The organism is Sandaracinus amylolyticus (assembly GCF_021631985.1).
In the GTDB taxonomy this organism is placed as follows: domain Bacteria; phylum Myxococcota_A; class Polyangia; order Polyangiales; family Sandaracinaceae; genus Sandaracinus; species Sandaracinus amylolyticus_A.
In genome coordinates this window covers 8,984,429-9,010,178 of the sequence record NZ_CP070225.1, presented here as the reverse complement: position 1 = coordinate 9,010,178, position 25,750 = coordinate 8,984,429, and the positions used below count along the sequence as shown (strand labels likewise).

Here is a 25,750-nt window from a genome sequence, read left to right as displayed (position 1 = left end):
CGATTGTCAATCGCAGGAAACGGACGGTCGGTGAATTTCTCGAATGAAAACGGGCGCAGACCGAAGTCCGCGCCCGTTCGAGGGTCGTCAGCGCTGCGCGCAGGCAGCGGTGTGTTTCAACGCGTCGGAGCGCCCTGGGCCTCGGGGCGCGGGCCCCCGGGGCGACGACCGCGGCCCCCGCGGCGGCGCTTGCGACGACCGCCGCCGCCCTCCGGCGCGCCCTCCGCGGCGGCCCCGCGCTCGACGGCCGGACCGCGCTCGACCTTGCGCTCGACGATCGGGCCACGCCCGCCGTCGCCCTGCCCGCGCGACACGCGCTCGACGATCGGGCCCTGCCCGCGCGACGGCGCCTGTCCGCGCGACTGCCCACCGCCGTGCGACTGCCCGCGCGAGGGTCCGCCGCCGCGTGCGTGCTGCGGTCGTCCACCACCACCGCCGCCGCTCGGGCGCTGAGCGGGCCGCGCACCGCCACCGCCGCCACCGCGACGCGCGAGATCGGTCATCGGCGGCAGCGCCTCGCTCGGCGGATACGCGTGCTGCTCGACGCGCGGCACGTGCTTGCCGATCAGCCGCTCGATGTCGACGAGATAGGGGCGCTCCTCGCTCTCGCAGAACGAGATCGCGATGCCCGCCGCGCCCGCACGCCCGGTGCGACCGATGCGATGCACGTAGGTCTCGGGGATGTTCGGCAGGTCGTAGTTGATCACGTGGGTGATCCCCTCGACGTCGATGCCGCGCGCCGCGATGTCGGTCGCGACCAGCAGCCGCAGCTCGCCGGTGCGGAAGCCGGTCATCGCGCGCTCGCGCGCGTTCTGCGACTTGTTGCCGTGGATCGCCGCGGCCTTGAGGCCCGCCTTCTCGAGCTGCTGCACGACCTTGTTCGCGCCGTGCTTGGTGCGCGTGAAGACGAGCGTGTGCTCGATCGCGGGATCCTTCTTGAGCAGCTCGACGAGCAGGCGCGGCTTGTTGCCCTTGTCGACGAAGTAGACCTGCTGATCGATGCGCTCCGCGGTCGACGAGACCGGCGTCACCGCGACGCTCACCGGATCACGCAGCAGCGAGTCCGCGAGCGCGCGGATGTCGGGCGGCATCGTCGCCGAGAAGAAGAGCGTCTGGCGCTCGCGCGGGAGCTTCGCGATCACGCGCTTCACGTCGGGCAGGAAGCCCATGTCGAGCATGCGATCGGCCTCGTCGAGCACGAAGATCTCGACGTCCGAGAGGCGGACGTGCCCCTGGTTCATGAGGTCGAGCAGGCGGCCCGGGGTCGCGATGAGCGCGTCGACTCCGTCGCGGAGCTCGGCGATCTGGGGCTTCTCGTTGACGCCACCGAAGATGACGGTGTGCCAGAGGTCGAGGCCCTTGCCGTACGTCGTGAACGAGTCGCCGATCTGGATCGCGAGCTCGCGCGTGGGCGTGAGGACGAGGGCACGGAGCTTGGGCTCGTCGCCCGCGCTGCCGTCGAGGCGCTGGAGGAGAGGCAGCGCGAACGCTGCGGTCTTGCCGGTGCCGGTCTGCGCGCATCCGAGGACGTCGCGGCCGGTGATGGCGGGAGGAATGGCCTCGCGCTGGATCGGGGTCGGCGTCTCGTAGCCGGTCTGTTCGATCGCGCGGAGGAGGGGGGCCGAGAGGCCCAGGTCACGGAACTGCACGCGGCTAGGTCGCACGGATCCGCCGGATTGCAAGCAGGATCTCGCGATCAGCGCTTCCAGTGGGCCTCGGGGCGCGTGCGCGCGACGTGCGCGTCGTACTCGAGATCGTCGGCGTAGAACGCGCGCTCCTCGGGGCTTCGCTCGCCGACGATCACGAGCGTGCACTCCGCGTCGCCGTGGTTCACGAAGGTGTGCGCGATGCCGGTGCCGGGCGGGAACGCGACGAAGTGGCCCTCGCGCAGCGGGATCTCGCGGGGCTCGCGACCCGGCTCGATCACACGCACGTGGCAGGTCCCGGAGACGACGTAGATCAGCTCCTCTTCGCGCAGGTGGGCGTGGGTGAAGCTGGTGCGGCGTCCCGGCAGCAGGCGCTCGACCGAGAAGCCCACGCGCGTCGAGCCCGCGGCGCGTCCGAGGTCGCGATAGAGCGAGAGCTTCTCCGCGTCGAACGGCGGCGGGTACGTGCCCTCGACCTCCGCGACCTCGTCGCGGTGCACGACGTAGGAAGGGAGCGCGTCGTCACGATCCGTCATGGGGCGCGACATGGAGACACCGCGCCGCGCTCGCAACGTGCCGTGCGGGCGACGATCGCGAGACAACCACGGGGAGGACGTCGACGCAGCCCACGCGGCCACGCCACGCTGGCGCGCCGATGGACGCGTCGCGACGAGAGTTCCTCGCAACGCTCGCGGTCGCGGCGGCGATCCCGGCATGCGCGCCCGAGGTCGCGCGCGACGACGAGCACGGGCTCGACGCGCCGATCGTCCCAGCCGGAGATGCGTTCGCCGCGCCCGCGATCACGCCCGAAGCGCCACCGAGCGACGACGCGATCGATCGCGATCCGTTCACGCTCGGCGTCGCGTCGGGGGATTCCACCTCGAGCGGCGTCGTGATCTGGACGCGGCTCTGCTTCGATCCGCGCGCGGGTGGTCTGCCCGATCGTGCGATCGACGTGCGGTGGGAGGTCGCGGCCGACGACGCGTTCGAGCACGTGATCGCGAGCCAGATCATCGCCGCGCGGCCCGAGCACGCGCACTCGCTGCACGTCGAGGTCGAGGGGCTGCCCGCGGACGTCGAGGTCTTCTATCGCTTCGCGGTCTCGGGCTTCGTGAGCGCGACCGGGCGCGCTCGCACCGCGCCGGGCGACGACGTGATGCCCGAGCGGCTGCGCTTCGTGATCGCCAGCTGTCAGCGCTACGACGACGGCTTCTACACCGCGCACGCGGCGATCGCGGAGGAGTCGATCGACTTCGTGATCTTCCTCGGCGACTACGTCTACGAGACCTCGAACCCACACGGCGTGCGGCCGCTGCCCGACCCGACGCCGATCGATCTCGCGGGCTACCGCGCGCGCTACGCGATCGCGCGCTCCGATGCGTCGCTGCAGGCCGCGCACGCGCGCGCGCCGTGGTTCGTGACGTTCGACGATCACGAGGTGGAGAACAACTACGCGGGCACGATCCCCGAGCACGCGCAGGACGGCTTCGAGGCGCGCCGCGCCGCGGCGTACCAGGCGTTCTGGGAGCACACGCCGATGCGTGGAGGGCCGCCGATCGAGGGCGCGTTGCGGGTCCATCGTGCGCTCCGCTGGGGCGCGCTCGTGGATGGCTTCGTGCTCGACACGCGACAGCACCGCACCGATCAGCTCTGCGGCGACGTCATCGGCCCGCCCTGCGCGGAGCTCGCGGACGAGCACGGCTCGCTGCTCGGCGAAACGCAGGAGGATTGGCTGCTCGAGGGCCTGCGCGCGGCGCGCGCGCCGTGGGTCCTCGTCGCGCAGCAGCTCCCGATGGTCGACACGTTCTTCGGCGGCGATCCCGCGCATCCCGATGCATGGGAAGGTTATCCGTCGCAGCGGCGACGGCTCACCGAGGCGTTCGGTGAGACCTCGGGCGTGCTCGTGCTCTCGGGCGACCGACACGCCGCGTACTGCACGGTGGTGCACCGCGATCCGCGCGACCCCGAGAGCGACGCCGTCGCGGTCGAGCTGCAGTGCACGTCGATCTCGACCGGCGGCGACGGCGCCCCCGGGCAGGACGACGAAGGGCGCGCGCTCGTCGCGAGCAACCCGGTCTTCCGCTACGCGACCGGACGCTGGCGCGGCTACACGCGCGTGACGCTCACGCCCGCGCTCGGTCGTGCCGACTTCCGCGTGATGAGCACGGTGCGCGAGCCCGTCGCGGCGGTGCTCGACGACGCGCGGTTCCTCCTCGATCCGCTGGTCGCGCTGCCGCGGCGCGTGTGATCACGCGGCGATGCGGGTGCGCGGACCGATCGCGATGCGCACGCGATCGAGCACGTGGCGCTGCTGGCGCAGGTCGAGCGGGCCGCGGCCGCGCACCAGCGGGCGCCCGTCGCGATCGAGCACCAGCACGTTGCTCTCGCCCGGCACGAACCCGAACGGCGCGGCGGTCATCGCGCCCTGCCAGTCGAAGAGGATCTCCACCCCGATCGTGCGGGCGATCGCGGCGATCGCGCCGCGCACGACGTTGCGCGCGGGAACGAAGTCGAACGCCTTCACGTCGCCGATCGCGACGATCGAGAGCTCGCGGCCGAGCTCGCGGTCGTGCGAGATCGCGGTGAGCGCGTCCTTGAGCGCGCGATTGTCCCCGAGGTGATCGCGGTCCTCCCAGAAGACCACGACGACGCGCCCGCGGTGCGCGGAGAGACGACGGCGCCCGCCGGCGGACGACTCGAGCTCGATGTCGAGCGAAGAGGGGTCGCAGTTCGACATGGTGTTGACCCTCGGGGCACGAGAACGGGTGGACACGCGCAACGACTCGAGGCCGCGCCCCATCGGAGGCACGACCGGCGCGCAGCGTGACAGGTCGGCTGTGTCGTCGACGACATTGCGAACGACGTGCCGTTCGCGTGTGCGCGGGATCGCAGGGGCGGAGCGGGTCGCCGGGAGATCGCGGAGCGCGCCGGGCTCCGGTGGGGAGCGCGCACCCCGTCGAATGCCAGGCCGTTTGTCGTCGATTCGCACGAAAAGAACAAGACTCGATTTTTCCCCGCGATTGACCACCTTCACCGGCCCTTTTCGACCGAGGAGGTGTCATGTCGAGACTCGCGATCTTGTTCGCCCGTCCGCGCGCCGAGCAGGAGATCGAAGACGACTTCGAGGCCGAGGCGCTCGCGGCGGAAGAGCTCGGGATCGAGACCCACGTCATCGATCTCGATCTCGTCGTCGACGGCGATGCCGAGCGCGCCTGCGCGCGGCTGCCGCGCGGGCGTGACTGGCTGCTGCGCTCGTGGATGCTGAAGGAGGAGGAGTACGAGTCGCTCGAAGAAGGCGTCGACGCGCGGCGCGGGCGCTTGATCACCGACGCGCGCTCGTATGCGCGCGCGACCTATCTGCCGGAGTGGTATCCGGAGCTCGAGGACGTCACGCCCGCGTCGCGCTGGATCGAGGGCACCGATCTCGACGAGGCGTGGGACGCGGCGCGCGCGCTCGGCGATGGGCCGTGGATCGTGAAGGACCACGTGAAGTCGGTGAAGGAGCACTGGCTGGACGCGTGCTTCGTGCCCGAGGGCGCGGAGCGCGCGCGCTTCGACGCGGTGTGCGGCGCGATGATCGAGGCGCGCGGCGATCGCTTCGAGCGCGGCATCGTGGTGCGGCGCTTCGTGCCGCTGCGCGCGCTCGGCTATCGCGAGCCCGAGCGCGCGGTGAGCGACGAGCACCGGCTCTTCTTCTTCGAGGGCGCGCTGATCGCGCACGCGCCCTACGACGACGTCGAGGTCGCGCCGCTCGACGTCGCGCCGATGCGCGCGCTCGGTGAGCGCATCGACTCGCCGTTCTTCACGATCGACGTCGCGCGCACGCCCGACGGCGGATGGACGGTGATCGAGGTGAACGACGGCGGGGTGTCGTGGCTCCCGGCGCAGCTCGATCCACGCGATCTCTTCGAGCGCATCCTGGGCTGAGAGACTGTCGAGAACGTCGGCTCGCACGCTCAGGGCCCTCCCGTCCACGTGCTCCGCACGCTCCGTGCGGGCCCTGCGCGAGCGAGCACTCCAGCTGGAGCCAAAATCGGCTCGCACGCTCAGGGCCCTCCCGTCCACGTGCTCCGCACGCTCCCGTGCGGGCACTGCGCGAGCGAGCACTCCAGCTGGAGCCAACATCGGCTCGCACGCTCAGGGCCCTCCCGTCCACGTGCTCCGCACGCTCCCGTGCGGGCCCTGCGCGAGCGAGCACTCCAGCTGGGCTGATCACGCACGAGCGCCGCTCGCGTGCCATCCTCGCGCTCCCGTCATGACGAAGCTTCCGGACAAGAGCGCGGTGAAAGAGGCGCTGCGGGCGGCGCTCGCGAGCACCCTCGCGATGCTGGCGAACGCGGCGAAGGACGCGGCCGAGGGCGCGACGCACGAAGAGAATCGCTCCGAGGGCGACAAGGACATGCGCGCGACGGAGCAGAGCTACATCGCGCGCGGACAGGCGATGCGCGCGGAGGAGCTCGCGGAAGAGCTGTCGCGCCTCGAGTCGACGCCGGTGCGGGTGTTCCGCGAGGACGAGCCGATCGCCGCGGGCGCGCTGGTGCGGGTGTCGATCGACGGCGAGGACGAGCGCGTGCTCTACGTCGTCCCGTGGGGTGGAGGCACCGAGCTCGACGTGGACGGCGCGCGCGTCACCGTGATCACGCCGGTCTCGCCGGTGGGTCGCGCGCTCTGCGGTCGTAGCGCGGGCGACGACTTCGAGCTCACGCAGCGCGGCGCAGTGCGTGAATGGGTGATCGAAGACGTGCGCTGACACGCCGTGCGCGCGGGGACTACGTCCGGGCAATGCCCACTCGAGTCGGCGATGTCCTCGGGCGCGCGGGCGGTCTCGTCCTGGCGCCGCTCACTGCCACGATCAGCGCGGTGCGTCGTGCTCGGATGTTCCATCCGCGTGGCATCGCGCTACGCGCCGACGTGCGGCCGCGCGCGCGTCTCGAGCCGTGGGACACGATCGCGGAGCGGCTTCGTGGGCCGGCGCTGGTGCGCCTCTCGAGCGCGTGGTGGAAGCACGGCGAGCTCAAGGACGTGCTCGGCGTCGCGATCCGGTTCACGCGCGGGGATCGGATGAGCGCGCGTCCCGGGCCCGGTGATCAGGATCTCCTGTTCGCGACGATCCGCCGGCCGTGGACGATGCCGATCGCGCCGCTCACCACGCGCGCCCACGACTTCTTCGCGAACGACTACTTCGCGGTCTCGCCGTTCGAGGTGCACGAGGCGGGCGCGGTCGAGTGGCGGCTGGTGCCCGACGGGCCGATCGAGGACGGTCACACGCGCGAGGAGAAGCTCGCGATCGCGATCGCGCGCGGGCACGCGCGCTTCGTGCTCGAAGGTCGGCCCTATCGACGGTTGATCGACGTGGGGCGACACCGCGACTGGCATCCGGTCGCCGACGTGGTGCTGCTCGAGCGCGTGGTGATCGACGACGACGCGCTGCGCTTCGATCCGTATCGCGCGGGTCGCGGCATCCGTCCCGCCGGGTTCGTGCACTCGTTACGGCGCGCGGCGTACGCGGCGAGCCAGTGGGCGCGGGCGCGCGCGATGGGGATCGAGCCGCACGAAGAGGCGCGGGTCGTCGATCTCGAGAAGGAGCGCGCGCGGCGGCACCACGACGGGCACCGTCACGCGCGCGCGTGATCAGCGAGGTGATCGAGCACCGTGCGCGCTGCGTCGCGCGCCTGCTCGCGCAGCTCGGGCACCGCGGTCGACTCCCAGAGGTCCGGCTTCCGCAGCGTGCCGATCACCAGGAGGTCGCCGCGCACACGATCGCCCTCGCGCGCGCGGCCGTGCTCGTCGGTGCGCACGCCGAGCCCGAGCCGATCGAGCTCGAGGTGACGCGCGCGCAGCAGTGCCCCGAGGCCCGGCGCGTCCGCGAGGCGCGCGCCCGACCCCGGGCCGGTACAGTTCACGATCCACGCGGTGCGCAGCGCGTGCGGATCGATCGCGCCGCGCGCGCGCACGTCGAGCGTGATGCCTTCGTCGTCGGCACGGGCGGCGAGCACGCGCCCCGCGAGGGTGCGGAAGACGCCGCGCGACTCGAGCTCTCCCAGGATCGCCGCGACCGGCGGGGCGACGCGGTGGCGGCGCACTTCCCAGTACGCGCGCGCATGACGCAGGAGGCGCGTGGCCTCGCGCTCCGGCAGCGCGCGCCACACGCGCGCGGTGTGCGGGCGCAGTCCGTCGATCACCGCGCGCCAGTCCTCGGCACGCGCGACCGCACCGCGCAGATCGCGCACCAACGTGCGCGCGGTGGGCCCGCGCTCGAGCAGCGGATCGAGCCACTCGCTCGGGTCGATCGCGCGCACCGGCGAGGTCGCGTGCGAGGCCGGCGCGAGACCGCGTCGCGAGATCGCGGTCACCGGTGCTTCGCGCGGCGCGCGCGCGATCGTGAGCAGCACGTCGACCGCGGTGAGCCCGGTGCCCAGCAGCACGACCGGCTCGTCGGGCGCGATCGCGGAGAGCGCCAGCGAGGCCCAGGGATCTTCGATGTACCGCGAGCGCGAGCCCGACCAGCGATCGCCGATCGGGCACTCCGGTGGGCGATGTCCGGTCGCGACCACGATCGCGTCGGCGTGGATCGCCGCGCCTCGATCGGAGTCGAGGATCCAGCGCCCCGCGTCGCGCCGTACGTCGTGCACCTCGGCGCGCACGATCTCCGCCGACACGCTCTCCGCGGACTCCGAGGCGACCTCGAAGAACGCGTCGCGCACGTACTCGCCGTAGAGACGGCGCGGCAGGAAGTCGGTGGGCGCGACCTCCGGATCACGACGGCGCGCCCACGCGAGGAAGTGCTCGCGGCGATCGGGCCACGCGCTCATGTTCGACGCGGGCACGTTCAGGAGATGACGCGCGTCGGCGGTGCGATACGCCGCGCCTTCGCCGAACGCGGCCTGACGATCGACGATCACCACGTGGAGCGCGCGCCCCTCGTGGCTCGCGAGGCGAACGAGGTGCGCCGCGGCGAGGGTCCCCGAGAAGCCGCCGCCGATCACCGCGACGGTGGGCGCGCCTTCGGCTCGCGGGCGCGCGAAGATCGGCAGCGCCCGCGTCTCGCTCGGACGGGCGGCGAACCGGCGCAGCTCGGGCAGCGGCGGCGCATAGACGTGGAGCGTGACGAGCAGCGATCCGTCGGCCGCGTCGTTCGAGAGCGCGTGCACGTCCTCCGTCGTGTCGACCGCGACCTCGCCCTCGCGGAGCTCGCCGCGCACACGGGGATCGACCAGGCCGTCGGGCGCGGGCGAGAAGCGCGTCTCGTGCACGCTGCCGCGCATCACGCGCAGCGCGCACAGCGAGCCCGCGTGATCGTGGGGCGCGCTGCGCTGTCCGGGCCGCCACGTCATCACGAGCATCTCGAACGCGTCGGTGCGCGCGATGCGGCGCCGCGTGTACCCGTGCTCGCCCGGCGACACGAAGGGCGCCACGTCGTCCCACTCCAGCTCGGCGCCCGCGAGCAGCGCGATCGCATCCTCGCGGCGCACGTGGGGACCGAGCGCTTCGAATCGCGCGATCAGCTCCCGCAGGTGGGGTCGCTCGGAAGTCGCATGCATCGACACGGGGCCGAGCATGCCGTGTGCCCGATCGTGCGTGCGCTCCGAGTCGGCGGTGCTCGGCGCAGGACGAGCGCGAACGCACGCAGGCCGCGACCGGCGACGGGTCGCCCATCACCGGCGATGGGCACCACCTGCGCCGCCCGCCGTGATACTTGTGCGCGCATGCTTCGCTTTTCGCCGATCCTGATCGTGGTCGCCCTCGTGATCGCCGCGTGTGATGCACGCGACGACGCGCCCGCCGACGCCGGCCCCGACGCGTTCCGCGACTACCGCGCCGAGCCCTTCGAGCCGACCGACGCGACCCGCGCGTACTGCGGTGATCGCGACGACGCCGCCATCGAGGCGCGCATCACCGAGATCCTCTCGACGCTCACCGTCGACGAGAAGGTCGCGCTGATGCACGGCGGCGGATACTCGGCGACCGAGCGCTCGTGGCTCGTGCGCGGCAACGAGCGCGTCGGCGTGCCCGGCTTCCGCATGCTCGACGGTCCGCGCGGCCTCAGCCGGTTCACGCGGGTGCCCGCGACCGCGTTCCCGGTCGCGATGATGCGCGGCGCGACGTGGGATCCCGCGCTCGAGCGCGAGGTGGGCGCGGCGATCGCGCGCGAGGTGCGCTCGATCGGCGTCGACGTGCTGCTCGCGCCGACGATCAACGTGCTGCGACATCCGCGCTGGGGTCGCGCCCAGGAGACGTACGGCGAGGACTCGCACCACATGGGCGCGCTCGGCGTCGCGTTCGTGCAGGGCGCGCAGTCGGAGGGCGTGATCGCGAGCGCGAAGCACTTCGCGGCGAACAGCATCGAGAACACGCGTCACGAGGTCGACGTCGTGATCGACGAGCGCACGCTCCGCGAGGTGTATCTGCCGCACTTCCGGCGCGTGGTGATCGAGGGGCGCGTGGGCTCGGTGATGAGCGCGTACAACCGCGTGAACGGGCTCTACTGCGATCAGCAGTCGCACTTGTTGACCGACATCCTGCGCGGAGAGTGGCAGTTCGCGGGGTTCGTGGAGTCCGACTGGATCCTCGGCACCCACGGAGACGTCGAGTCGCTGCGCGCAGGGCTCGACGTCGAGATGCCCCTCGGGCCGAATTTCCGCCGTCTGGTGGGCGCGATCGCGAGCGGTGCGCTCGAGGAGCGCGAGCTCGACGCGTCGCTGCGGCGGGTGCTGCGGGCGCAGCTCTGCTTCGGGCTCGACGAGCGGCAGCATCCGGTGGACGAGCCCTCGCAGCGCAACAGCGCCGAGCATCTGGCGCTGGCGCGCGAGGTCGCGCGGCGCGGCATGGTGCTCCTGCGCAACGAGGGCGGTGCGCTGCCGATCGCAGCGGACGCGTCGATCGTGCTGCTGGGACGCAACGCCGACGTGGAGAACATCGGCGATCTCGGGTCGAGCAGCGTGATGCCGCAGGGCGTGGTGACCGCGCTGGAAGGGCTCGGCGAGCGGGTGACGGTGACGCACGTGCCGGGGACCACCCTCGATGCGGCGGCCGAAGCGACGGTGCGCGCCGCGGACGTCGCGGTGATCGTGACCGGGCTCGACGCCGAGGACGAGGGCGAGGCCGAGATCGCCGCGGGCGATCGCGCGAGCCTCGCGCTGCGCGCCGAAGAGGTCGCGCTGATCCGCGCCGTCGCGGCGGTCCACGATCGCGTCGTGGTGGTGCTCGAGGGCGGCTCCGCGATCACCACCGGCGAGTGGGACGAGGAGATCGAGGCGCTCGTGCTCGCGTTCTATCCGGGCAGCGAGGGCGGCCGTGCGATCGCGGACGTGCTCTTCGGCGACGTCTCGCCCTCGGGGCGACTGCCCTTCTCGATTCCCGCGCAGGAGTCGGATCTACCGGAGTTCGACAACGAGTCGCACACGGTCGAGTACGGATATCTGCACGGATATCGACACCTCGCCGCGAACGAGACCCCGGCGCGTTATCCGTTCGGATTCGGGCTCTCGTACTCGACGTTCACGCTCTCGGATCTGACGCTCTCGGCGGAGACCACGAGCGCGACCGGCACCCTGCAGGCGACGGTGCGCGTGACCAACGACGGCACGGTGCGGGCGCGGGAGACGGTGCAGGCGTACGTGGGCGCGCGGGGGTCGAGCGTGATGCGCGCGCCCTACGATCTGCGGGCGTTCGCCCAGATCGAGCTCGCTGCCGGAGAGAGCGGGACGGTGACGCTCGAGCTGCGCGCCGAGGATCTCGCGTACTGGAACGCCACGTCGTCGCGCATGGAGGTCGAGGCGATCGAGTACGAGCTGCGCGTCGGCACGCACGCCGAGGACGCACGCCTGACCGGGACGTTCCGCGTCGAATGATTGTCGGGGTGCTCCCCGACACCTGGCAACCGATCACGCGTCCAGGATCGAAATCGTGGACGTACGACACCCCGTCTCGCAGCGGCTCAGCAAGTGGGGATTGGTGCACGGCTGGCTCGTCGCGCACGGCGCGCGCCGGATCGCGATGCGCGCGACCGCCACGGGATTCCTGGTCAGCGCCGAGGACCCCTTCCTCGGCGAGCACGCCGAGGCGGTGGGGATCGACGAAGATCCGTCGTCCGCCGCCTGGCGCGCGATCACGCGCTTGAACGGGACCCTGCGCTAGAGCGGAAACGTCGCGATGCGCAGCGCGTCGAGGTCGCCGGCGGCGCTGCGCGGCATCGAGCGCCCGCCCACGTAGCGCCATCCGCCGCCCTCGATCGCGAAGCTCGAGAGCTCGACGAAGGACGCATCGCGGCCTGCGACCAGGACGTCGACCGCGAAGAGCACGCGCGCGATGCCGTCGGCATCGGGCCCGTCGTGATCGAGGATGCGCAGCCCGCGATACCGCGCGCGCTTCGCGTGCTTCTCGAGCGACGCGACGAAGTCGCGCTCGGGCCGCGCGCGATCCTCGTGATCGCGATGCAGCGTGCGGTGGAGGAAGCGATGCTCGCCCCGCGCGAACGCCGCGTAGCGGGCGCGCATCAGGCGCTCGGCGTCGGGCGGCTCGGCCCCCGCGTGGAAGGGAGCGCAGCACGTCGCGTACGTCGCGCCGCTGCCGCACGGGCACGCATCGTCGTCTCGTCGCACGGCCGCGGAGCGTACCCGAGGGTCACGCGCCGTGGCGAAACGCGACGTGGCACCCGCTGGAACGCAGCCGCTTGGCATTGGCCCGTCGTGTGCTCAATTCCGAGTCGAAGCGAAACGCCACACCGATCCGACCGCCAAACCGCCGGGCACGGCAAGCGGGCGATCGGCGTGGAGGCGACGAGGTGCGTCTCCACGCGGCAGGAGGTCCTCTGCGGATGTCCAGCATTCCCGTCACCGCGATCCGTGCTCCGAGCATCGATTCGATCCTCCGCGACGACCGCGACGCGCTGATCGCGCGCTGGCGGGAGCGAGTGCTCGACGATCCGCGCATCCCGAGCGCACACACGATGCCGCCCGCCGCGTGGCTCGACGACGTGCCGGTGCTGCTCGACGTGATCGTGCGCGCGCTCGAGCTGGCGAGCGACGACGTCGACGCGCTGATGCGCGAGACGTGGCTGCGCGAGGCGGCGCACGCGCACGCGCAGTCGCGCATCTCGCACGGCTACGCGGTGGACGAGACGCTGCGCGAGCTCTCGCACCTGCGGCTCGCGATCTTCGATCGTCTGATCGAGCGGGGCGAGACCACCGAGCTGCGCGCCCTCACGATCGTCGAGCACGTGCTCGCGGAGGCGATCGCGACCGCGGCGACCGAGATGGAGCGCCTCACGCGCGACGGAGATCGCGACGCGCACGATCGCCGCATCGGCATCGTCTCGCACGACCTGCGCAACCCGCTCCACGCGATGCGCAGCGGCGCCGAGCTGCTCCTCGCGCACGGTGTGCTGGGCACGCACGAGCGCGCGATCGCGGAGCGCATCCGGCGCTCGGCGCAGACGATGGCGCAGCTGATCGGCGATCTGCTCGACGACGCGCGGGTCGCGGTCGGCATGACGATCCCGATCACCGCGCGCTCGATGGATCTCGGGGCCTGTCTGAGCGGCGTCGTCGACGAGCTGCGCGCGTCGGCGCCGGGGCGCACGATCGAGCTGCGCACCGCGGGCGATCTCCGCGGCGCGTGGGACGGCGCGCGCCTCGCGCAGGCGATCGGCAACCTGATCTCGAACGCGCTGCGCCACGGCGATGCGCTCCAGCCGGTGCGCGTGATCGCGCGGGGCGAGCCGCACGAGGTCCATCTCGAGGTCTGGAACGCCGGCCCGCCGATGCCGGCCGACGAGCTCACCCGCGCGCTGCGCGGCCAGGCCTCGCCCCACGGGCTCGGTCTCTCGATCGCGCGCGAGATCGTGCGCGCGCACGGATCGGAGCTGCGCATCGAGTCGGATGCGACGCGCGGGACCTCGGTGTGGTGCCGGCTGCCGCGCGCCGACGATTGACGCGCTAGAGCAGGTGCGCGAGCTCGCGCACGACGATCTCGGGATCGATCGGCTTCGGGAAGAACCCGGCGTACCCCGCGTCGGCGATGCGGCCCGAGCGCTCGAGCCGCAGATCGCCCGAGAGCGCGAACGCGGGCACGCCCGCGAGCAAGGGCTGATCGCGGAGCGCGCGCAGGAACGCCAGGCCGTCGAGGCCGGGCATGTGGACGTTGCTGACGACGACGTCGGGACGCTCGCCGCCCGCGAGCTCGAGGGCCTCGGTCCCGCTGCGCGCCTGTGCCACCGACGCGCCCTCGTACTCGAGGTAGAGCGCGAGGATCTCGCGACCATCGTCGTGATCGTCGACGAGGAGCACTTTGAGCGTGTCGAGACGCGGCATCGGCGCAAGAAGATATCAGAGCACCTCGTGGCGTCACGCGCGACGCCACGCGCCCGGTGTGACGCCGGTCCATCGACGGAACGCGCGGGTGAACGTCGTGGCATCCCGGTAACCGAGCGCGAACGCGATCGCACCGACACTTCGCGCGGGATCGGCGACCAGCGCGAGCGCACGCTCGCGGCGCGTCTCGTCGAGGAGCGCCGCGACGCTGGTGCCCTCGGCGGCGAGGCGACGATGCAGGGTGCGCGACGACGTGCCGAGCGTGCGCGCGAGGACGTCGGCCGAGGGCTCGCCGCTCGCGAGCGCGGCCGCGATCTCGCGTCGAGCACGATCCGCGAGCCGATCGTCCTCGCCGAGCTCGGCCTCGAGCGCGCCGGCGCGCCGCACGAGGTAGTCGCGGAGCGCGGGGTCGGCGCGCACGTTGGGCCGCAATCGGATCGACGCGTCGATCACGAGCTCGTTGGCCGCCGCGCCGAACACGACGTCTCGGGTGCCGAAGAGCGCGCGATGCGCGTCGATCGACGCCGGCGCCGCGTGCTGGAACGCGACATGACGGGCATCGAAGCGCGCGCCGACGAGCGCACGCAGCGTCGTGATCGTCGTCGCGGCCTGACACTCCGCGGGATGACGCAGCCTCGCGAAGCGCGCGGGCAGCGGCTGCACGAGGTGCGCTTCGTCGCCCTCGACCCGGAGCCGCGGCACGGCGTCGTCGAGCACGAGACGACGGAAGCGCTCGAGCACGGACCACGCATCGCCGACGGTCTCGGCGCGGGACATCGCGTGTCCCACCACCCCGAGCGCCGCGGTGCCGAGCCGCTCACCGAGCGCCAACCCCACGTCTCCTCCGAGCGCGGCGATCTCCTCCCAGAGCCGCGCGTGCGCGGCGAACGGGATGCGCGCATCGGGATCGCCGAGCGCGCTCGCATCGATGCCGGCCCGCGCGCGCACCGCATCGGCGTCGTGCCCGAGGCGAGCGAGCGTCACGAGCAAGGTCGCGGGCAGCGCGGCGAGGACGGTCGCGGGCACGGATCGCAGCGCGAGCTTCGCACGAGGATGGCGGCCGAGGTCGATCGATTGGCGGCGACGGACGGCGCGCGCGCTCGGCGCCGCGCCCATCGTGGATCGCATGACGAGACCGCTTCCCGAGCCGATCGTGGTGCCCTGGACGATGAAGCCGCTCGAGTCCGCGCCGGTGGCGCGCCTGGACCATCTCGACGACGGCCGCATGCACCTCTCGATCGTGCACGACGTGCTGCACGGCGTGACGCCCGAGATGCTCTCGTGGTGGTTCCGCAACATGCACGGAACGATCGAGATCGAGGGCCGCGCGTACCCGCGCTACCGCGTGTGGCACCCGCTCGATCACGTCGGGCACCGCTACGTGCGCAATCCGCCGGGGGGCGCGGGGCCGGGCTCGATCTTCCACATCCACGAGGTGCTCGGGCGCAACCCCGCGTGGCGCGTCGACGTGCTCACCGACGTGACCCGGCTCGACGTCGGGGGGTTCGCGCATCGACCGCGGGTCCACGGGATCCGCGGCCTGGTGCGCATGGACTACGCGTTCGAGCGGGTCGCGGGCGGGACCCGCTACGTGAACTCGATGACGATCGGCGCGCCGGTACCGCGCTGGTTGCGCGGGGTGAACACGGCGCTGATGCGGGCGGCGTTCCCCGAGGAGAAGGGGCGCGCCTGGCTGAAGCACAACGTCGAGGAGGTGGGGAATTTCGAGCACTTCCTGCCCGCGCTCCATGCGCAGCAGAAGTGAGCCCTCAGAGGCGGTCCCACGCGTCGGCGTCTCGACACGTCGCGAGCGCATGCGCGACCGCGCCCGCGTCGGGCGGGCGATCCGCGGGCTCGATGGCGAGGCAGCGCGCGATCACCACGCGGGCGTCCTCGGGCACGTCGGGCAACGCGCGTGCGAGGGTCGGATCCTCCATCAGCGCGCGCATCGACACTGCGCCATCGACGTCGAGCGGCGAGCGACCGGTGAGCGCGTGGAAGAGCACCGCGCCCAGCGCGAAGACGTCGGCGGGCGCGTCGACGGTCGCGCCCTGTCGCTGCTCCGGCGCCATGAACCGAGGCGAGCCCGCGATGCGCGCCGCGCGCGTGCTCTCGATGCGCGGCTCCGACGCCGCACCGATGCGCAGCGCGAGCCCGAAGTCGATCAGCTTCGCGCGATCGCGATCCGCGGGCGACGAGCTCAGCATCACGTTCTCGGGCTTGAGATCGCGATGCACGATGCCGGCTGCGTGCGCCTCGGCGAGCGCACGCGCGATCTGCTGTCCGACGTGCAGCGCGCGCGCGATCGGCATCGGGCCCTCGCGCTCGACCACCTCGGCGAGCGTGCTGCCCGCGACGTGCTCCATCGCGCAGTAGAGGCGCCCGTCCTCGGTGCGCCCGCGGTCGACGAGCCGCACCGTGCCGGGGTGCGAGAGCGACGCGAGGATCTCGATCTCGTTCGCGAGGCGCGCGCCGGCATCGCCCCGCGCGAGCTTGAGCGCGACCGGACGGCCGAGCCCGGGGTGCTGGGCGAGCCACACCTCGCCCATGCCTCCACCACCGAGGCGCTCGCGCAGTCGATAGCGGCCCACGCGCTGGGCCTCGAGCGCGCGGCGCCGCAGGGCCCACAGCGACTCGCCGCCGTACACCAGGAACGCGCCGCTCAGCGCCGCGAAGCCGAGCGAGAGCGCGAGCGGCACCCACGCGCCGGGATCGTCGTAGTACGCGGCGTTGCGATGCGTGAGCAGCTCGGTGATCACGAACGCGATCGGGTACGCGAGCCACGTGGTGCCGAGCGAGACGAGGCCCGCGCGCCACGGGCGCGGCACCGTGATGCCCTGCGCGAGCAGCGTGCACGAGAGGAAGATCGGCGTGGGCCCGCCCGGTCCGTGGTTGAGCGCGGCGAGCCCCACCGACGTGCCCACGAAGAGCAGCGACTCGTAGACACGCAGCTGCGCCGGCGTGGGGCGCAGGAAGAACCCGACGTAGCCCGCGAGCTGGATCGACGTCGCGAGCACGCGCGCGATCGTGAACTCGGTGTAGGAGAGCCCGAACGTCTCGGTGACGACGACGTCGTTGGGGATGCCGACGATGTTCCAGAGCAGGAGCCCGAGGCCGAGCACGCGCTGCAGGCGCGCGACGTTCGCATCGTGCGCGCGCGCGTCGGGCGCGACGTCCTCGCTCGCCTGCACCGGACCGAGCGTCTCAGCCCGCATCGGCGATCCTCGTCGGCACGTCGTCGCTCGCCGCGTGGTGGCGCGGCCACGCCACGATCGCGCGGGGGCGATGGCGCGACGCGAGCCCGGTCTCGGCGAGCGCCCGCGCGAGCTCGCCCGCGTCGGCGAAGCGCGCCGCGCGATCCCCGGCGAGGCAACGCATGACGAGCGTCTCGAGCGCGATCGGCACGTCGGCGCGGCGCGACGAGAGCGGCAGGATCGTGTCGGCCGCGTGGGCCGCGACGACCGCGAAGATCGTCGGCTCCTCGATGGGCGCGGCGCCCGCGATCGCGAAGTAGAGCACGGCGCCGAGCGCGTAGACGTCGGCGCGCGCATCGACCGGCTCGCCGAGCGCCTGCTCGAGCGACATGAAGCGCGGCGTGCCGACGAGCGCGCCATCGGCGGTGAGCGAGCCATCGGCGGCGAGGCTCTTGGCGATGCCGAAGTCGAGCACCTTGACCACGTCGTGCTCGCCGCCCTGCGACGTGACGAAGAGGTTCTCGGGCTTCACGTCGCGGTGCACGAGCCCACGCGCGTGCGCCTCGGCGAGCGCGCGCGCGGCCTGCAGCACGAGGTGCGTCGCGTGCTCGGGAGACAGCGGCCCTTCGCGCCGCACCAGCTCCGCGAGCGTGGCGCCCTCGAGCAGCTCCATCGTGTAGTAGAGGTGCCCGTCGTCGGTGGTGCCGCAGTCGAGCACGCGCACCGTGCTCGGATGCTCGAGCACCGCGGTCGCGCGCACCTCGCGCACGAAGCGCGCGCGCAGCGACTCGTCGGCGCGATCGCGCAGGATCTTCAGCGCCACCGCGCGCCCGAGCCCGGGATGGAACGCGCGGAACACGGTGCCCATCCCGCCCTCGCCGAGCTTCTCCTCGAGGCGATACCGGCGTCGCTCGCGCGCGACGAGGACCTCGCGGCGGATGTGCCACTGCACGTGCATCCCCGAGCCCGCGAGCAGCGCGCCGACGAGCTGCGCGATCGCGCTCTCCTGGAAGTCCGCGGCGAGCCGGGGATCGTCCCACTGCGCGGCGAGCGAAGGCACGAAGCGCGCGGCGATCAGCAGCGTGATCGGCCACGCGAGCGTCGTCGCGGCGAGCCACGGCCACGAGCGGCGCGCCGGCAGCGGCATCGCGATCGCGAACGCGGTCAGCACGCAGAGCACGCCATGCGCGAACGGGCTCGTGATCCCACCGTGCACGATGCTGACGAGCCCGCTCGCGATCGCCGGCACCACCACGCCGATCGCGAGCACCGCGCGCTGCGCGTGATCGTCGAAGGTGGCGCGCTGCGCGATGCGGAGCGCCGCGACGATGCCGATCCACCCGGTGAGCTGTGGCACCGCGAAGCTCGCGATCGATCCACCCTCGCGCAGCGCGATCGGCAGGTACACCAGCGCGACGACCGGCCAGAGGATCGCGGACGCCGCGAGCACCTCGCGGAGGCGCGTGACGTCGAGCGCGCGCTCTTCGGCGCGCACCGCGGCCTCGCTCTCGCCGTCGAGCGTGCCCGCGGTCGCGAGCCCTTCCGAGCCGCGCGCGTCGCTCCCGGTCATCCCGGGCCCATCTTACGCGAGTTTCCGCAGCGGCAGACGAATCCTCTGTGACGGCTCACTGGACGTGCCAGGTAGAGTCCGCGTCGATGACGTCGACTGCGAAGGCCGCCGAGGCCGAGCTCACGTGGCGCGCGGTGCTCACCGGCGCAGTGCTCGGCGGGGTGCTCTCGCTCTGCAACATCTACAGCGGGCTGCGGATCGGCTGGGGCTTCAACATGTCGATCACCGCGGCCCTGCTCGGATGGGGGTTCTGGCGGGTGGTCAGCGGTGCATCGGGTGCCCCGATGTTGACCAAGCTCGAGAACAACCTGAACCAGACCGGCGCGAGCGCGGGCGCGTCGATCTCGTCGGCGGGCCTCGTCTCCGCGATCCCCGCGATGACGATGCTCACCGGGCGCGAGCTCTCCTACCCCGAGCTCGCGTGCTGGCTCTTCGTGATCGGCATGGTCGGCGTGACCGTCGGCATCGCGCTGCGACGCCAGATGGTCGAGGTCGACAAGCTGCCCTTCGCGAACGGGATCGCGTCGGCCGAGACCCTCGACAAGATGTACGCGGCGGGCGCGGACGCGGCGCGCAAGGTGCGCGCGCTGGTCGGCGCGGGCGCGGCCGCGGCGCTCGCGAAGACGCTGCTGCACTTCGCGCACGTCGCGAACGTCGCGCTGCCGGGCTCGCTCTCGGTGGGAGCGCGCCGCGCGAGTCTGATGAACCTGACGGTCGCGATCGATCCGTCGCCGCTGATGATCGCGGTGGGCGCGCTCGGCAGCGTGCGCACCGGCATCACGATGCTCTGCGGCGGGCTCTTCTCGTGGCTCGTGCTCGGGCCCTGGGTGATCGCGAACGGATGGGCCGACGTCGGCGCCGACGATCCCACGCAGTCGTGGTTCGGCCCGATGGTGCGCTGGCTCCTGTGGCCCGGCGTGTCGATGATGGTCACGTCGTCGCTCACGACCGTCGCGCTCTCGTGGCGATCGATCGTGCGCACCTTCACCGGCGGCAGCGTCGACGCGTCGAGCGAGGACGGCGCGACGCGCGTGATGGTCGACGAGGTCCCGCGCCGCGCGTACCTCGTGCTCGTCGCGGTCGTCACGGTGCTCGCGGTGATCGGACAGATCCTGCTCTTCGACATCGCGTGGTGGGCCGCGCTCGCAGGCGTGCTGCTCTCGTTCGTGCTCGCGGCGGTCGCGGGGCGGGTGTCTGGCGAGACGACGCTCACGCCCGTCGGCGCGATGGGCAAGGTCACGCAGGCCGCGTTCGCGGTGCTGCAGCCGGGCAGCGTGACCGCGAACCTGATGGCCGCGAACGTGACCGGCGGCGCGGCCGCGCAGTGCGCCGAGCTGCTGCACGATCTGAAGACCGGCGTGCTGATCGGCGCCTCGCCGCGGCGTCAGGCGATCGCGCAGACCGTCGGCGTGCTCGGCGGTGCGATCGCGGGCAGCGCCGCGTACCTCGTGCTGGTGCCCGATCCCGCGCGTCAGCTCCTCACCGACGAGTGGCCCGCGCCCGCCGTCGCGACCTGGCGCGCGGTCGCCGAGCTCTTCGCGCAGGGGATCTCCTCGATGCCCACCGGCGCGCTCGAGGCGATGGCGATCGCGGGCACGCTCGGCATCGTGCTCGCGGTGCTCGAGCGCACGCTGCCGAAGAAGTACGCGGCGCTCGTGCCCAGCCCCGCGAGCCTCGGCCTCTCGTTCACGATCCAGGCGTGGACGTCGTTCTCGCTCTTCTTCGGATCGATGCTCGGATGGGCGCTGCGTCGCTGGGCGCCCGAGTGGTCGGAGCGATACCTGACGGTCGTCGCGTCGGGCGTGATCGCAGGCGAGAGCCTCGCCGGTGTGGGCATCGCGATCCACGCGATCCTCGGCGGGTGAAGGCGCGCTCCTCTTGCGGCGTGCGCCGCACACGCTCAAGAGAGGTGCATGCGTCGCGCGATCGTCGTCGGGTGTGCGCTCCTCGCGCTGGGATGTGTGCTCCCACCTCCGCGCAGCGCGCCGCTCGAGGGCGATCCGTCGTCGACGCTGCAGCCGGTGGCGCGCCTCGGTCGATGGGACGGCGCGCGCTTCGTCACGGTCGCGCCGGGATCGGTGCCGCCGAGCCATCTGCGCGTGATCGTGCACGGCTGGGCGCCGGGCTGGGGCCGCGCGGTGCGCAACGCGCCGGGCCTGCTCGCGTGGGACGCGATCGACGCGCGAGGACGCCAGTTCGAGCCGTGGATGCGCGATCTCGCGCGCACGCTGGTGGCCCACGATCCACACACGATCGTCGTCGCGTACAGCTGGCTCGACGACGCGGCGACCGGACGCTTCCCGCTCGCGCAGCGCGATGCAGCGGCGCACGTGAGGCCGCACGGCCGTCGGCTCGCGCGCGCGATCGAAGCGGCGACGGCGCCCGAGTTCGAGGCGCAGGGCGGACAAGTGCACCTGCTCGGGCACAGCTACGGCGGGCGCGTGGCGAGCGAGGCCGCGGTCGCGATGGAGCATGCGCCCGCGCAGCTCACGCTCTTCGACGCGCCCGACGCGCCGCTCGTGTGGGTGACGGGATCGCAGATGCACCTCGCCGAGCTCCTGCCCGCGTTGCCGCTCGGCTGGGGCGCGGGTCGCACGTTCGTCGAGAACTACGTCGCGATGGTCGGCGCTCGCTACACGAGCCAGCCGCTCGGGCTCGGCGAGCTCGTCGAGATCGCGCTCGCACCGCCGCACGGCGCGTTCGACTATCGACATCGCCACAACTACCCGATGCGCTTCTACGCGAGCACGGCAGGCACGCCCTTCGGGCTCGGATGGTCGCCGCTGACGCCGGGCGCGCAGGCGCCCGCGCCGGGATGTTGGGAACAACGATTCGGTGAGATCGCGCTCGACCGCGGCTGCTCCGGGCTCTGAGCTCACTCGCGCCGTGGGTCGCGCTTCCAGTCGTCGGGCAGGAGCTCGATCAGCTCGCGCGGCGCGGGGAGATGCTCGGGCGCGGGATCGGTATCGCGCTGGGCGCGGCGGCGCGTCTCCTCGGCGAGCGCGGCGCGCACGACGTCGATCAGGTGATCGCCGTCGACCGGCTTCGCGACGAAGTCCGCGCCCAGCGCGCGCGCGCCTTCGGCGACGTTGCCATCGCGGTCATGGGCCGAGACCATCACCACCGGCAGCGCGTTGCACGCCTCGGACGCGCGGATCTTGCGGACGAGGCTGAGCCCGTCCTCCCCTGGCATCGCGTAGTCGGTCACCACGGCGTCGACCTGCAGCATCGCGAGCAAGGCCTCGGCCTGGGCGACGCTCGACGTGACGATCGAGCGCGCGCCGATGAGACGTAGGTACTCCGCGAACATCTCGGCGGTGTCGACGTGATCGTCGACGATCAGCACCACCGGGACCGAGGTCAGACGAAGACGCGACACCGACGTGACTGCGCGCTGATGCTCCGACATATGTGCCCAATTCCACCCCTGAATCGGAGCCATATCGTCCCGGACGTCCCGAATCGCAAATCGCACGATCGGGAGTCGGGAGCTGGCGCACCAGCGCGCTGATTCGCGCACACGTGTCTGTCATCGAGTGGCGCGCTCGCGAGCACGAGCAAGCGGGGCTGGGGCCCCGCGCGCAGCGTTCAGGGATGGGGGCCCCGATCCGGCTTCGCCGGGCGGGGGAAGGGGTCATCCATGACCCCTTCCGAAAACTCAGAGGAGCGCGGGGCAGTCGCGGCGCATCCGCGCGCACGCTGCGGCTTCGGGCTCGCTCTGGATCTCGTCGAGCGTCTCGCGCTGGGTCACGTCGTCGAGCACGCCGCAGGTCGCGAACGCGTGCAGGCGCGCGTCCTGGCGGATGCGCCAGCTGATGCACGCCTCGTAGTCGCCGACCGTCACGCGACAGCTCGTGGGCGGCGGGAGCGCCGGCGCGCAGCGATCGATCTCGACCACCGGTGTCACCGCGATGCAGGCCCCGCGCGCCGTCTCGCAGTCGCCCGAGTCGATGGTCGTCGCGAGCGCGGTGAGCGCGCACTGCAGCTCCACACGCTCGCGCGCGGGGAGCTGCTGCTCGAGGAACGCCGCCTCGGCCTCGCAGATCGCGAGCGCCTCGTCGAACGTGACGTCGCCGTAGGGCTTGTCGGGCGCGACGCCCGAGTCGAACGTCGCGGGGGCGCAGCCCAGCAAGAGCACGACGAAGAGGAGGACGCGGGAGAGGTTCGAGGGCACGCGTCGCGCTCGTCGTGTCGGGCTCTGCACCCTGCCGGAACACCTTCCCAGCTGTCAACGACCCCCGGAAATTCCTCAGGATCCGGCCATGACCACGACTCACGTGAACGGGATCGACATGCACTACGAGGATCGCGGCGAGGGCGAGCCGCTCGTGCTCCTGCACGGCTTCACCGGTGCAGGCGGCGACTGGCGCCACGCGCTCGACCTCGACGCACTCGCGACACGATGGCGCCTGATCGTCCCCGACCTGCGCGGGCACGGAGCCACCCGCAACGACGAGTGGCCGCTCACGCATCGACGCTGCGCCGAGGATCTGCTCGCGCTGCTCGACGCGATCGACGTCGCGACGTTCCGCGCGATCGGCCTCAGCTTCGGCGGCAACGTCCTGCTGCACGCCGCGACGATGCAGCCCGCGCGCGTGGCGGCGATGGTGATCGTCAGCGCGACGCCGCGCTTCCCCGATCAGGCGCGACCGATCCTGCGCGCGTTCGCGAGCGCGCCGCGCAGCGACGAGGAGTGGCGCGTGATGCGGGAGCGACACCACGACGACGATCGGATCCGCGCGCTCTGGCGCACGCCCGCGGACTTCGCGGAGAGCCACGACGATCTGTGCTTCACGCGCGACGACCTCGCGCGCATCGAGGCGCGCACGCTGATCGTGCAGGGCGATCGCGACCCGCTCTATTCGGTCTCGCTCTCGCTCGAGATGTACGAGGCGATCCCGCGCGGCGCGCTGTGGATCCGCCCCGAAGCCGGGCACGGCGCGATCTTCGGCGACGATCGCCCGGAATTCGAGGCGCGCGCGGCGACGTTCCTGTCGCGGTGATCAGGGTGTGATCGCGACGAGGTCGCCCGCGATCTGGAACTGCGATCCCACGAGCGACACGTCGGCGTCCGACACCGACAAGCGCGTGCCCGCGGCGAAGCCGGTCGCGACCGACGCACCGTCGATCGTGATCGTCTCGGGGACCACCAGACCGACGAAGGGCAACGCGGGCATCGCGTCGCCCGTCGCGAACGTCGCGAGGTGATGCGCGAGGATCGCCGCATAGCTGCGCAGCGTGCGGCGATCGCTCTCGCTCGTGCCCGCGGGCACCGACACCCGCAGCTCGCTCAGTCGATCCACGACGACGGTGGGATCGGCGCCGGTGCCGGTGAGGCGCGCGTCCGCGATCGCCGAGACGCGCACCGTCGTCGACTCGCCGTAGGGCGCGGGGCCCGCGAACGTCGCCTCGAAGCTCGCTCCGATCGAGAGCGCGCCCGCGTCGCCGAGCCGCGCGATCACCGGGAGCGCCGAGGTGAACCGGATCATGTCGGGGGCGACGACCATGTCCGGTGCGACGACCATGTCCGGCGCCACGACCATGTCCGGCGCGACCACCATGTCCGGCGCGACGACGCCCTCGAGCCCACCCGCGAGCCAGTGCGCGTGCAGCGCCTGCGAGAGCACCGCGCTCGAGACCGCGATCGCTGCGGGGGTCTCGGTCTCGATCGGCGCGACGCTCGCGAGCGCGTAGATCGGCGCGCCGCGGCTCGTGCGCGTCGGCGCTCCACCACCGCCGCCACGGCCCGGCGCGTCGTAGCGCGTCGCGACGCGCAGCACGAGCGAGTCGGGGCTCACCTGGCTCGCGCGCACGACGGTCTCGATCTCGATCGGCGCGCTCGTGCCCGATGTGATCGAGGGGAGCACGCGCGTGCTCGGTCCCTCGGGCGCGGCGGCGCCGACCACCTCGTCGATCAGCGTCCCCACCGCGTCGGCGAGACCGCCCGCGAGCTCGGCACGGATCGAGAGCGCGTCGCCGCGCTCCACCTCTTGCTCGGTCGCGTATTGCGCGTCGAGGCGCTGCATCTCGTCGGCGATCCCGGTGAGCGACGCGCTGACGCCTCCGCCGTAGAGATCGGAGCGCACCGTGACGAGCGCGAGCTCGCCGCCGACCTCGGTGATCTCGAGCTCCGCGTACACCATCACGTCGACGATCGAGACCGTGCCGGTCGCGGAGACCGGCACCTCGAACGCGACCATCGCGTCGACCGCCACGTCGAGCTCGATGCGCGGCACGACGCCGTTGATCAGGATGCTCCCGGTGTCGCCGGTGCTGATCGAGAGCATCGGGTCGCCGACGATGCGCGAGGCCGAGTAGGTGATGCGGGTGACGTGCGCCGAGGGGCACTCCGGCTCGCACGAAGGAGGCGTCTGCGGGCCCGCGGGCAGACCGATCGCGAAGCCTCGCGCCGCGACGCTCGTGCTCGACGCGGTGCGCACGACGTCGGTGAGCGACGTCGCGTCGGGGCTGGTGCCCCCCTCGCCGCGGATCGCCTCGGTGCCGAGCTGCAGCAGCACCGTGCCCTCGAGCGCTTCGCTCGCTTCGGCGTAGCGCGGCGCGACCGCGAAGCTGCAGAGCTCGGTGCGCTCGGTGCCGTCCTCGAGCGTGATCGCGATCTCGACGCTCTGGATGCCCTCGCGCGCGACGAGATCGCGCGACACGAGCCCGAACGCGTCGGGCGTGACCGCCTCGCCCTCGATGCGCACCGACGCGACCGCGGTGGGATCGCCGAGCGCCGCGACGAACCGGATCGGGTCGCCGGTGCTGCCCAGCACCATCTCGCCGTGCGCCGGCGCGACGCACGCGATCGCGAGCGGATCGCCGCCCGCGTCGGGGATCACGAGCGCATCGGTGCCGGCGTCGGCGATCGCGGCATCGCTCGGCGCGGGATCGTCGGAGCCACACGCGACGAGGAAGAAGGAGAACGAGATCAGAGACCAGGTGAAGCAGCTCGAACGGTACATCGCGCCGGATGGTACCCGGGTCCCATCGCGCCACGCACGAGGCCCGATGCCACGGCACGCGCGA

At 72.5% G+C, this 25,750-nt stretch carries 23 protein-coding genes; 11 read left to right on the top strand and 12 right to left on the bottom strand.

The window, feature by feature from the left end; translation table 11 throughout:
- Positions 1 to 116: 116 nt before the first annotated feature.
- Positions 117 to 1,649, bottom strand: a complete 1,533-nt coding sequence (locus I5071_RS38145; RefSeq protein ID WP_236518303.1) for a DEAD/DEAH box helicase — start codon at positions 1,647 to 1,649, stop codon at positions 117 to 119.
- 47 nt (positions 1,650 to 1,696) lie between these two features.
- Positions 1,697 to 2,182: a cupin domain-containing protein gene (locus tag I5071_RS38140; RefSeq protein ID WP_236518302.1), complete on the bottom strand. Its 486-nt coding sequence runs from the start codon at positions 2,180 to 2,182 to the stop codon at positions 1,697 to 1,699.
- Between the two features lie 119 nt (positions 2,183 to 2,301).
- Here I5071_RS38140 and I5071_RS38135 point away from each other — a divergent pair, with 119 nt between their 5' ends.
- Entirely contained in the window at positions 2,302 to 3,894 is a 1,593-nt protein-coding gene (locus tag I5071_RS38135) for an alkaline phosphatase D family protein (protein WP_236518301.1), read from the top strand.
- On the opposite strand, the gene I5071_RS38130 is transcribed toward I5071_RS38135, so the two are convergent.
- Entirely contained in the window at positions 3,895 to 4,680 is a 786-nt protein-coding gene (locus I5071_RS38130; protein ID WP_236518300.1) for a hypothetical protein, read from the bottom strand.
- 26 nt (positions 4,681 to 4,706) lie between these two features.
- Here I5071_RS38130 and I5071_RS38125 point away from each other — a divergent pair, with 26 nt between their 5' ends.
- The 3 genes from I5071_RS38125 to I5071_RS38115 all read left to right on the top strand — a co-directional run bounded on the left by I5071_RS38125 (position 4,707) and on the right by I5071_RS38115 (position 7,277).
- Positions 4,707 to 5,573 (top strand): ATP-grasp domain-containing protein, encoded by an 867-nt coding sequence (locus tag I5071_RS38125; RefSeq protein WP_236518299.1) that lies wholly within the window; start codon positions 4,707 to 4,709, stop codon positions 5,571 to 5,573.
- A gap of 328 nt (positions 5,574 to 5,901) precedes the next feature.
- The gene (locus tag I5071_RS38120) at positions 5,902 to 6,396 is read left to right on the top strand and encodes a GreA/GreB family elongation factor (protein WP_236518298.1); all 495 of its coding nucleotides are present in this window, start codon (positions 5,902 to 5,904) and stop codon (positions 6,394 to 6,396) included.
- A 32-nt stretch (positions 6,397 to 6,428) separates the two neighbouring features.
- Positions 6,429 to 7,277, top strand: a complete 849-nt coding sequence (locus tag I5071_RS38115) for a hypothetical protein (protein WP_236518297.1) — start codon at positions 6,429 to 6,431, stop codon at positions 7,275 to 7,277.
- Here I5071_RS38115 and I5071_RS38110 read toward each other — a convergent pair.
- A complete protein-coding gene (locus I5071_RS38110; RefSeq protein ID WP_236518296.1) occupies positions 7,262 to 9,118 on the bottom strand; it encodes an FAD/NAD(P)-binding protein in 1,857 nt (618 codons plus the stop codon). The two genes, I5071_RS38115 and I5071_RS38110, sit on opposite strands and share 16 nt — an antisense overlap.
- A gap of 234 nt (positions 9,119 to 9,352) precedes the next feature.
- Between I5071_RS38110 and I5071_RS38105 the strand changes: the two genes are divergently transcribed.
- Both I5071_RS38105 and I5071_RS38100 read left to right on the top strand, forming a co-directional pair.
- A complete protein-coding gene (locus I5071_RS38105; RefSeq protein ID WP_236518295.1) occupies positions 9,353 to 11,497 on the top strand; it encodes a beta-glucosidase in 2,145 nt (714 codons plus the stop codon).
- 55 nt (positions 11,498 to 11,552) lie between these two features.
- Positions 11,553 to 11,783, top strand: coding sequence for a hypothetical protein (locus tag I5071_RS38100; RefSeq protein ID WP_236518294.1), 231 nt, complete (start codon positions 11,553 to 11,555; stop codon positions 11,781 to 11,783).
- On the opposite strand, the gene I5071_RS38095 is transcribed toward I5071_RS38100, so the two are convergent.
- On the bottom strand, positions 11,780 to 12,247 hold the full coding sequence (locus I5071_RS38095; protein ID WP_236518293.1) for a YchJ family protein: 468 nt from the start codon (positions 12,245 to 12,247) through the stop codon (positions 11,780 to 11,782). The two genes, I5071_RS38100 and I5071_RS38095, sit on opposite strands and share 4 nt — an antisense overlap.
- 215 nt (positions 12,248 to 12,462) lie before the next feature.
- Here I5071_RS38095 and I5071_RS38090 point away from each other — a divergent pair, with 215 nt between their 5' ends.
- On the top strand, positions 12,463 to 13,578 hold the full coding sequence (locus I5071_RS38090; RefSeq protein WP_236518292.1) for a sensor histidine kinase: 1,116 nt from the start codon (positions 12,463 to 12,465) through the stop codon (positions 13,576 to 13,578).
- 4 nt (positions 13,579 to 13,582) lie between these two features.
- Here I5071_RS38090 and I5071_RS38085 read toward each other — a convergent pair whose 3' ends face one another.
- A complete protein-coding gene (locus I5071_RS38085; protein ID WP_236518291.1) occupies positions 13,583 to 13,957 on the bottom strand; it encodes a response regulator in 375 nt (124 codons plus the stop codon).
- Positions 13,958 to 13,990: 33 nt separating this feature from the next.
- A complete protein-coding gene (locus tag I5071_RS38080) occupies positions 13,991 to 15,085 on the bottom strand; it encodes an AraC family transcriptional regulator (RefSeq protein ID WP_236518290.1) in 1,095 nt (364 codons plus the stop codon).
- Here I5071_RS38080 and I5071_RS38075 point away from each other — a divergent pair.
- Positions 15,084 to 15,722 carry a DAPG hydrolase family protein gene (locus tag I5071_RS38075; protein ID WP_236518289.1) on the top strand — a complete coding sequence of 213 codons (639 nt, stop codon included), beginning with the start codon at positions 15,084 to 15,086 and terminating at the stop codon, positions 15,720 to 15,722. The genes I5071_RS38080 and I5071_RS38075 overlap by 2 nt on opposite strands.
- Positions 15,723 to 15,726: 4 nt before the next feature.
- Here the strand turns inward: I5071_RS38075 and I5071_RS38070 are convergent, their stop codons facing one another.
- Both I5071_RS38070 and I5071_RS38065 read right to left on the bottom strand, forming a co-directional pair.
- Positions 15,727 to 17,172 (bottom strand): serine/threonine-protein kinase, encoded by a 1,446-nt coding sequence (locus I5071_RS38070; protein ID WP_236518288.1) that lies wholly within the window; start codon positions 17,170 to 17,172, stop codon positions 15,727 to 15,729.
- Positions 17,162 to 18,721, bottom strand: coding sequence for a serine/threonine-protein kinase (locus tag I5071_RS38065; RefSeq protein WP_236518287.1), 1,560 nt, complete (start codon positions 18,719 to 18,721; stop codon positions 17,162 to 17,164). Before I5071_RS38065 ends, I5071_RS38070 begins: the two co-directional genes overlap by 11 nt.
- An 86-nt stretch (positions 18,722 to 18,807) precedes the next feature.
- On the opposite strand from I5071_RS38065, the gene I5071_RS38060 reads away from it, so the two are divergent.
- Complete coding sequence (locus I5071_RS38060) at positions 18,808 to 20,586, top strand: OPT family oligopeptide transporter (protein WP_236518286.1); 1,779 nt, start codon at positions 18,808 to 18,810, stop codon at positions 20,584 to 20,586.
- A 48-nt stretch (positions 20,587 to 20,634) separates the two neighbouring features.
- Positions 20,635 to 21,594, top strand: a complete 960-nt coding sequence (locus I5071_RS38055) for a hypothetical protein (RefSeq protein ID WP_236518285.1) — start codon at positions 20,635 to 20,637, stop codon at positions 21,592 to 21,594.
- A 2-nt stretch (positions 21,595 to 21,596) separates the two neighbouring features.
- Here I5071_RS38055 and I5071_RS38050 read toward each other — a convergent pair whose 3' ends face one another.
- Together I5071_RS38050 and I5071_RS38045 are read right to left on the bottom strand one after the other, a co-directional pair.
- Complete coding sequence (locus I5071_RS38050) at positions 21,597 to 22,163, bottom strand: response regulator (protein WP_236518284.1); 567 nt, start codon at positions 22,161 to 22,163, stop codon at positions 21,597 to 21,599.
- A gap of 216 nt (positions 22,164 to 22,379) precedes the next feature.
- Positions 22,380 to 22,895, bottom strand: coding sequence for a hypothetical protein (locus tag I5071_RS38045; RefSeq protein ID WP_236518283.1), 516 nt, complete (start codon positions 22,893 to 22,895; stop codon positions 22,380 to 22,382).
- A gap of 88 nt (positions 22,896 to 22,983) precedes the next feature.
- Here I5071_RS38045 and I5071_RS38040 point away from each other — a divergent pair, with 88 nt between their 5' ends.
- The gene (locus tag I5071_RS38040; protein ID WP_236518282.1) at positions 22,984 to 23,724 is read left to right on the top strand and encodes an alpha/beta fold hydrolase; all 741 of its coding nucleotides are present in this window, start codon (positions 22,984 to 22,986) and stop codon (positions 23,722 to 23,724) included.
- Here the strand turns inward: I5071_RS38040 and I5071_RS38035 are convergent, their stop codons facing one another.
- Complete coding sequence (locus tag I5071_RS38035) at positions 23,725 to 25,686, bottom strand: hypothetical protein (protein WP_236518281.1); 1,962 nt, start codon at positions 25,684 to 25,686, stop codon at positions 23,725 to 23,727.
- Between the last annotated feature and the right edge of the window lie 64 nt (positions 25,687 to 25,750).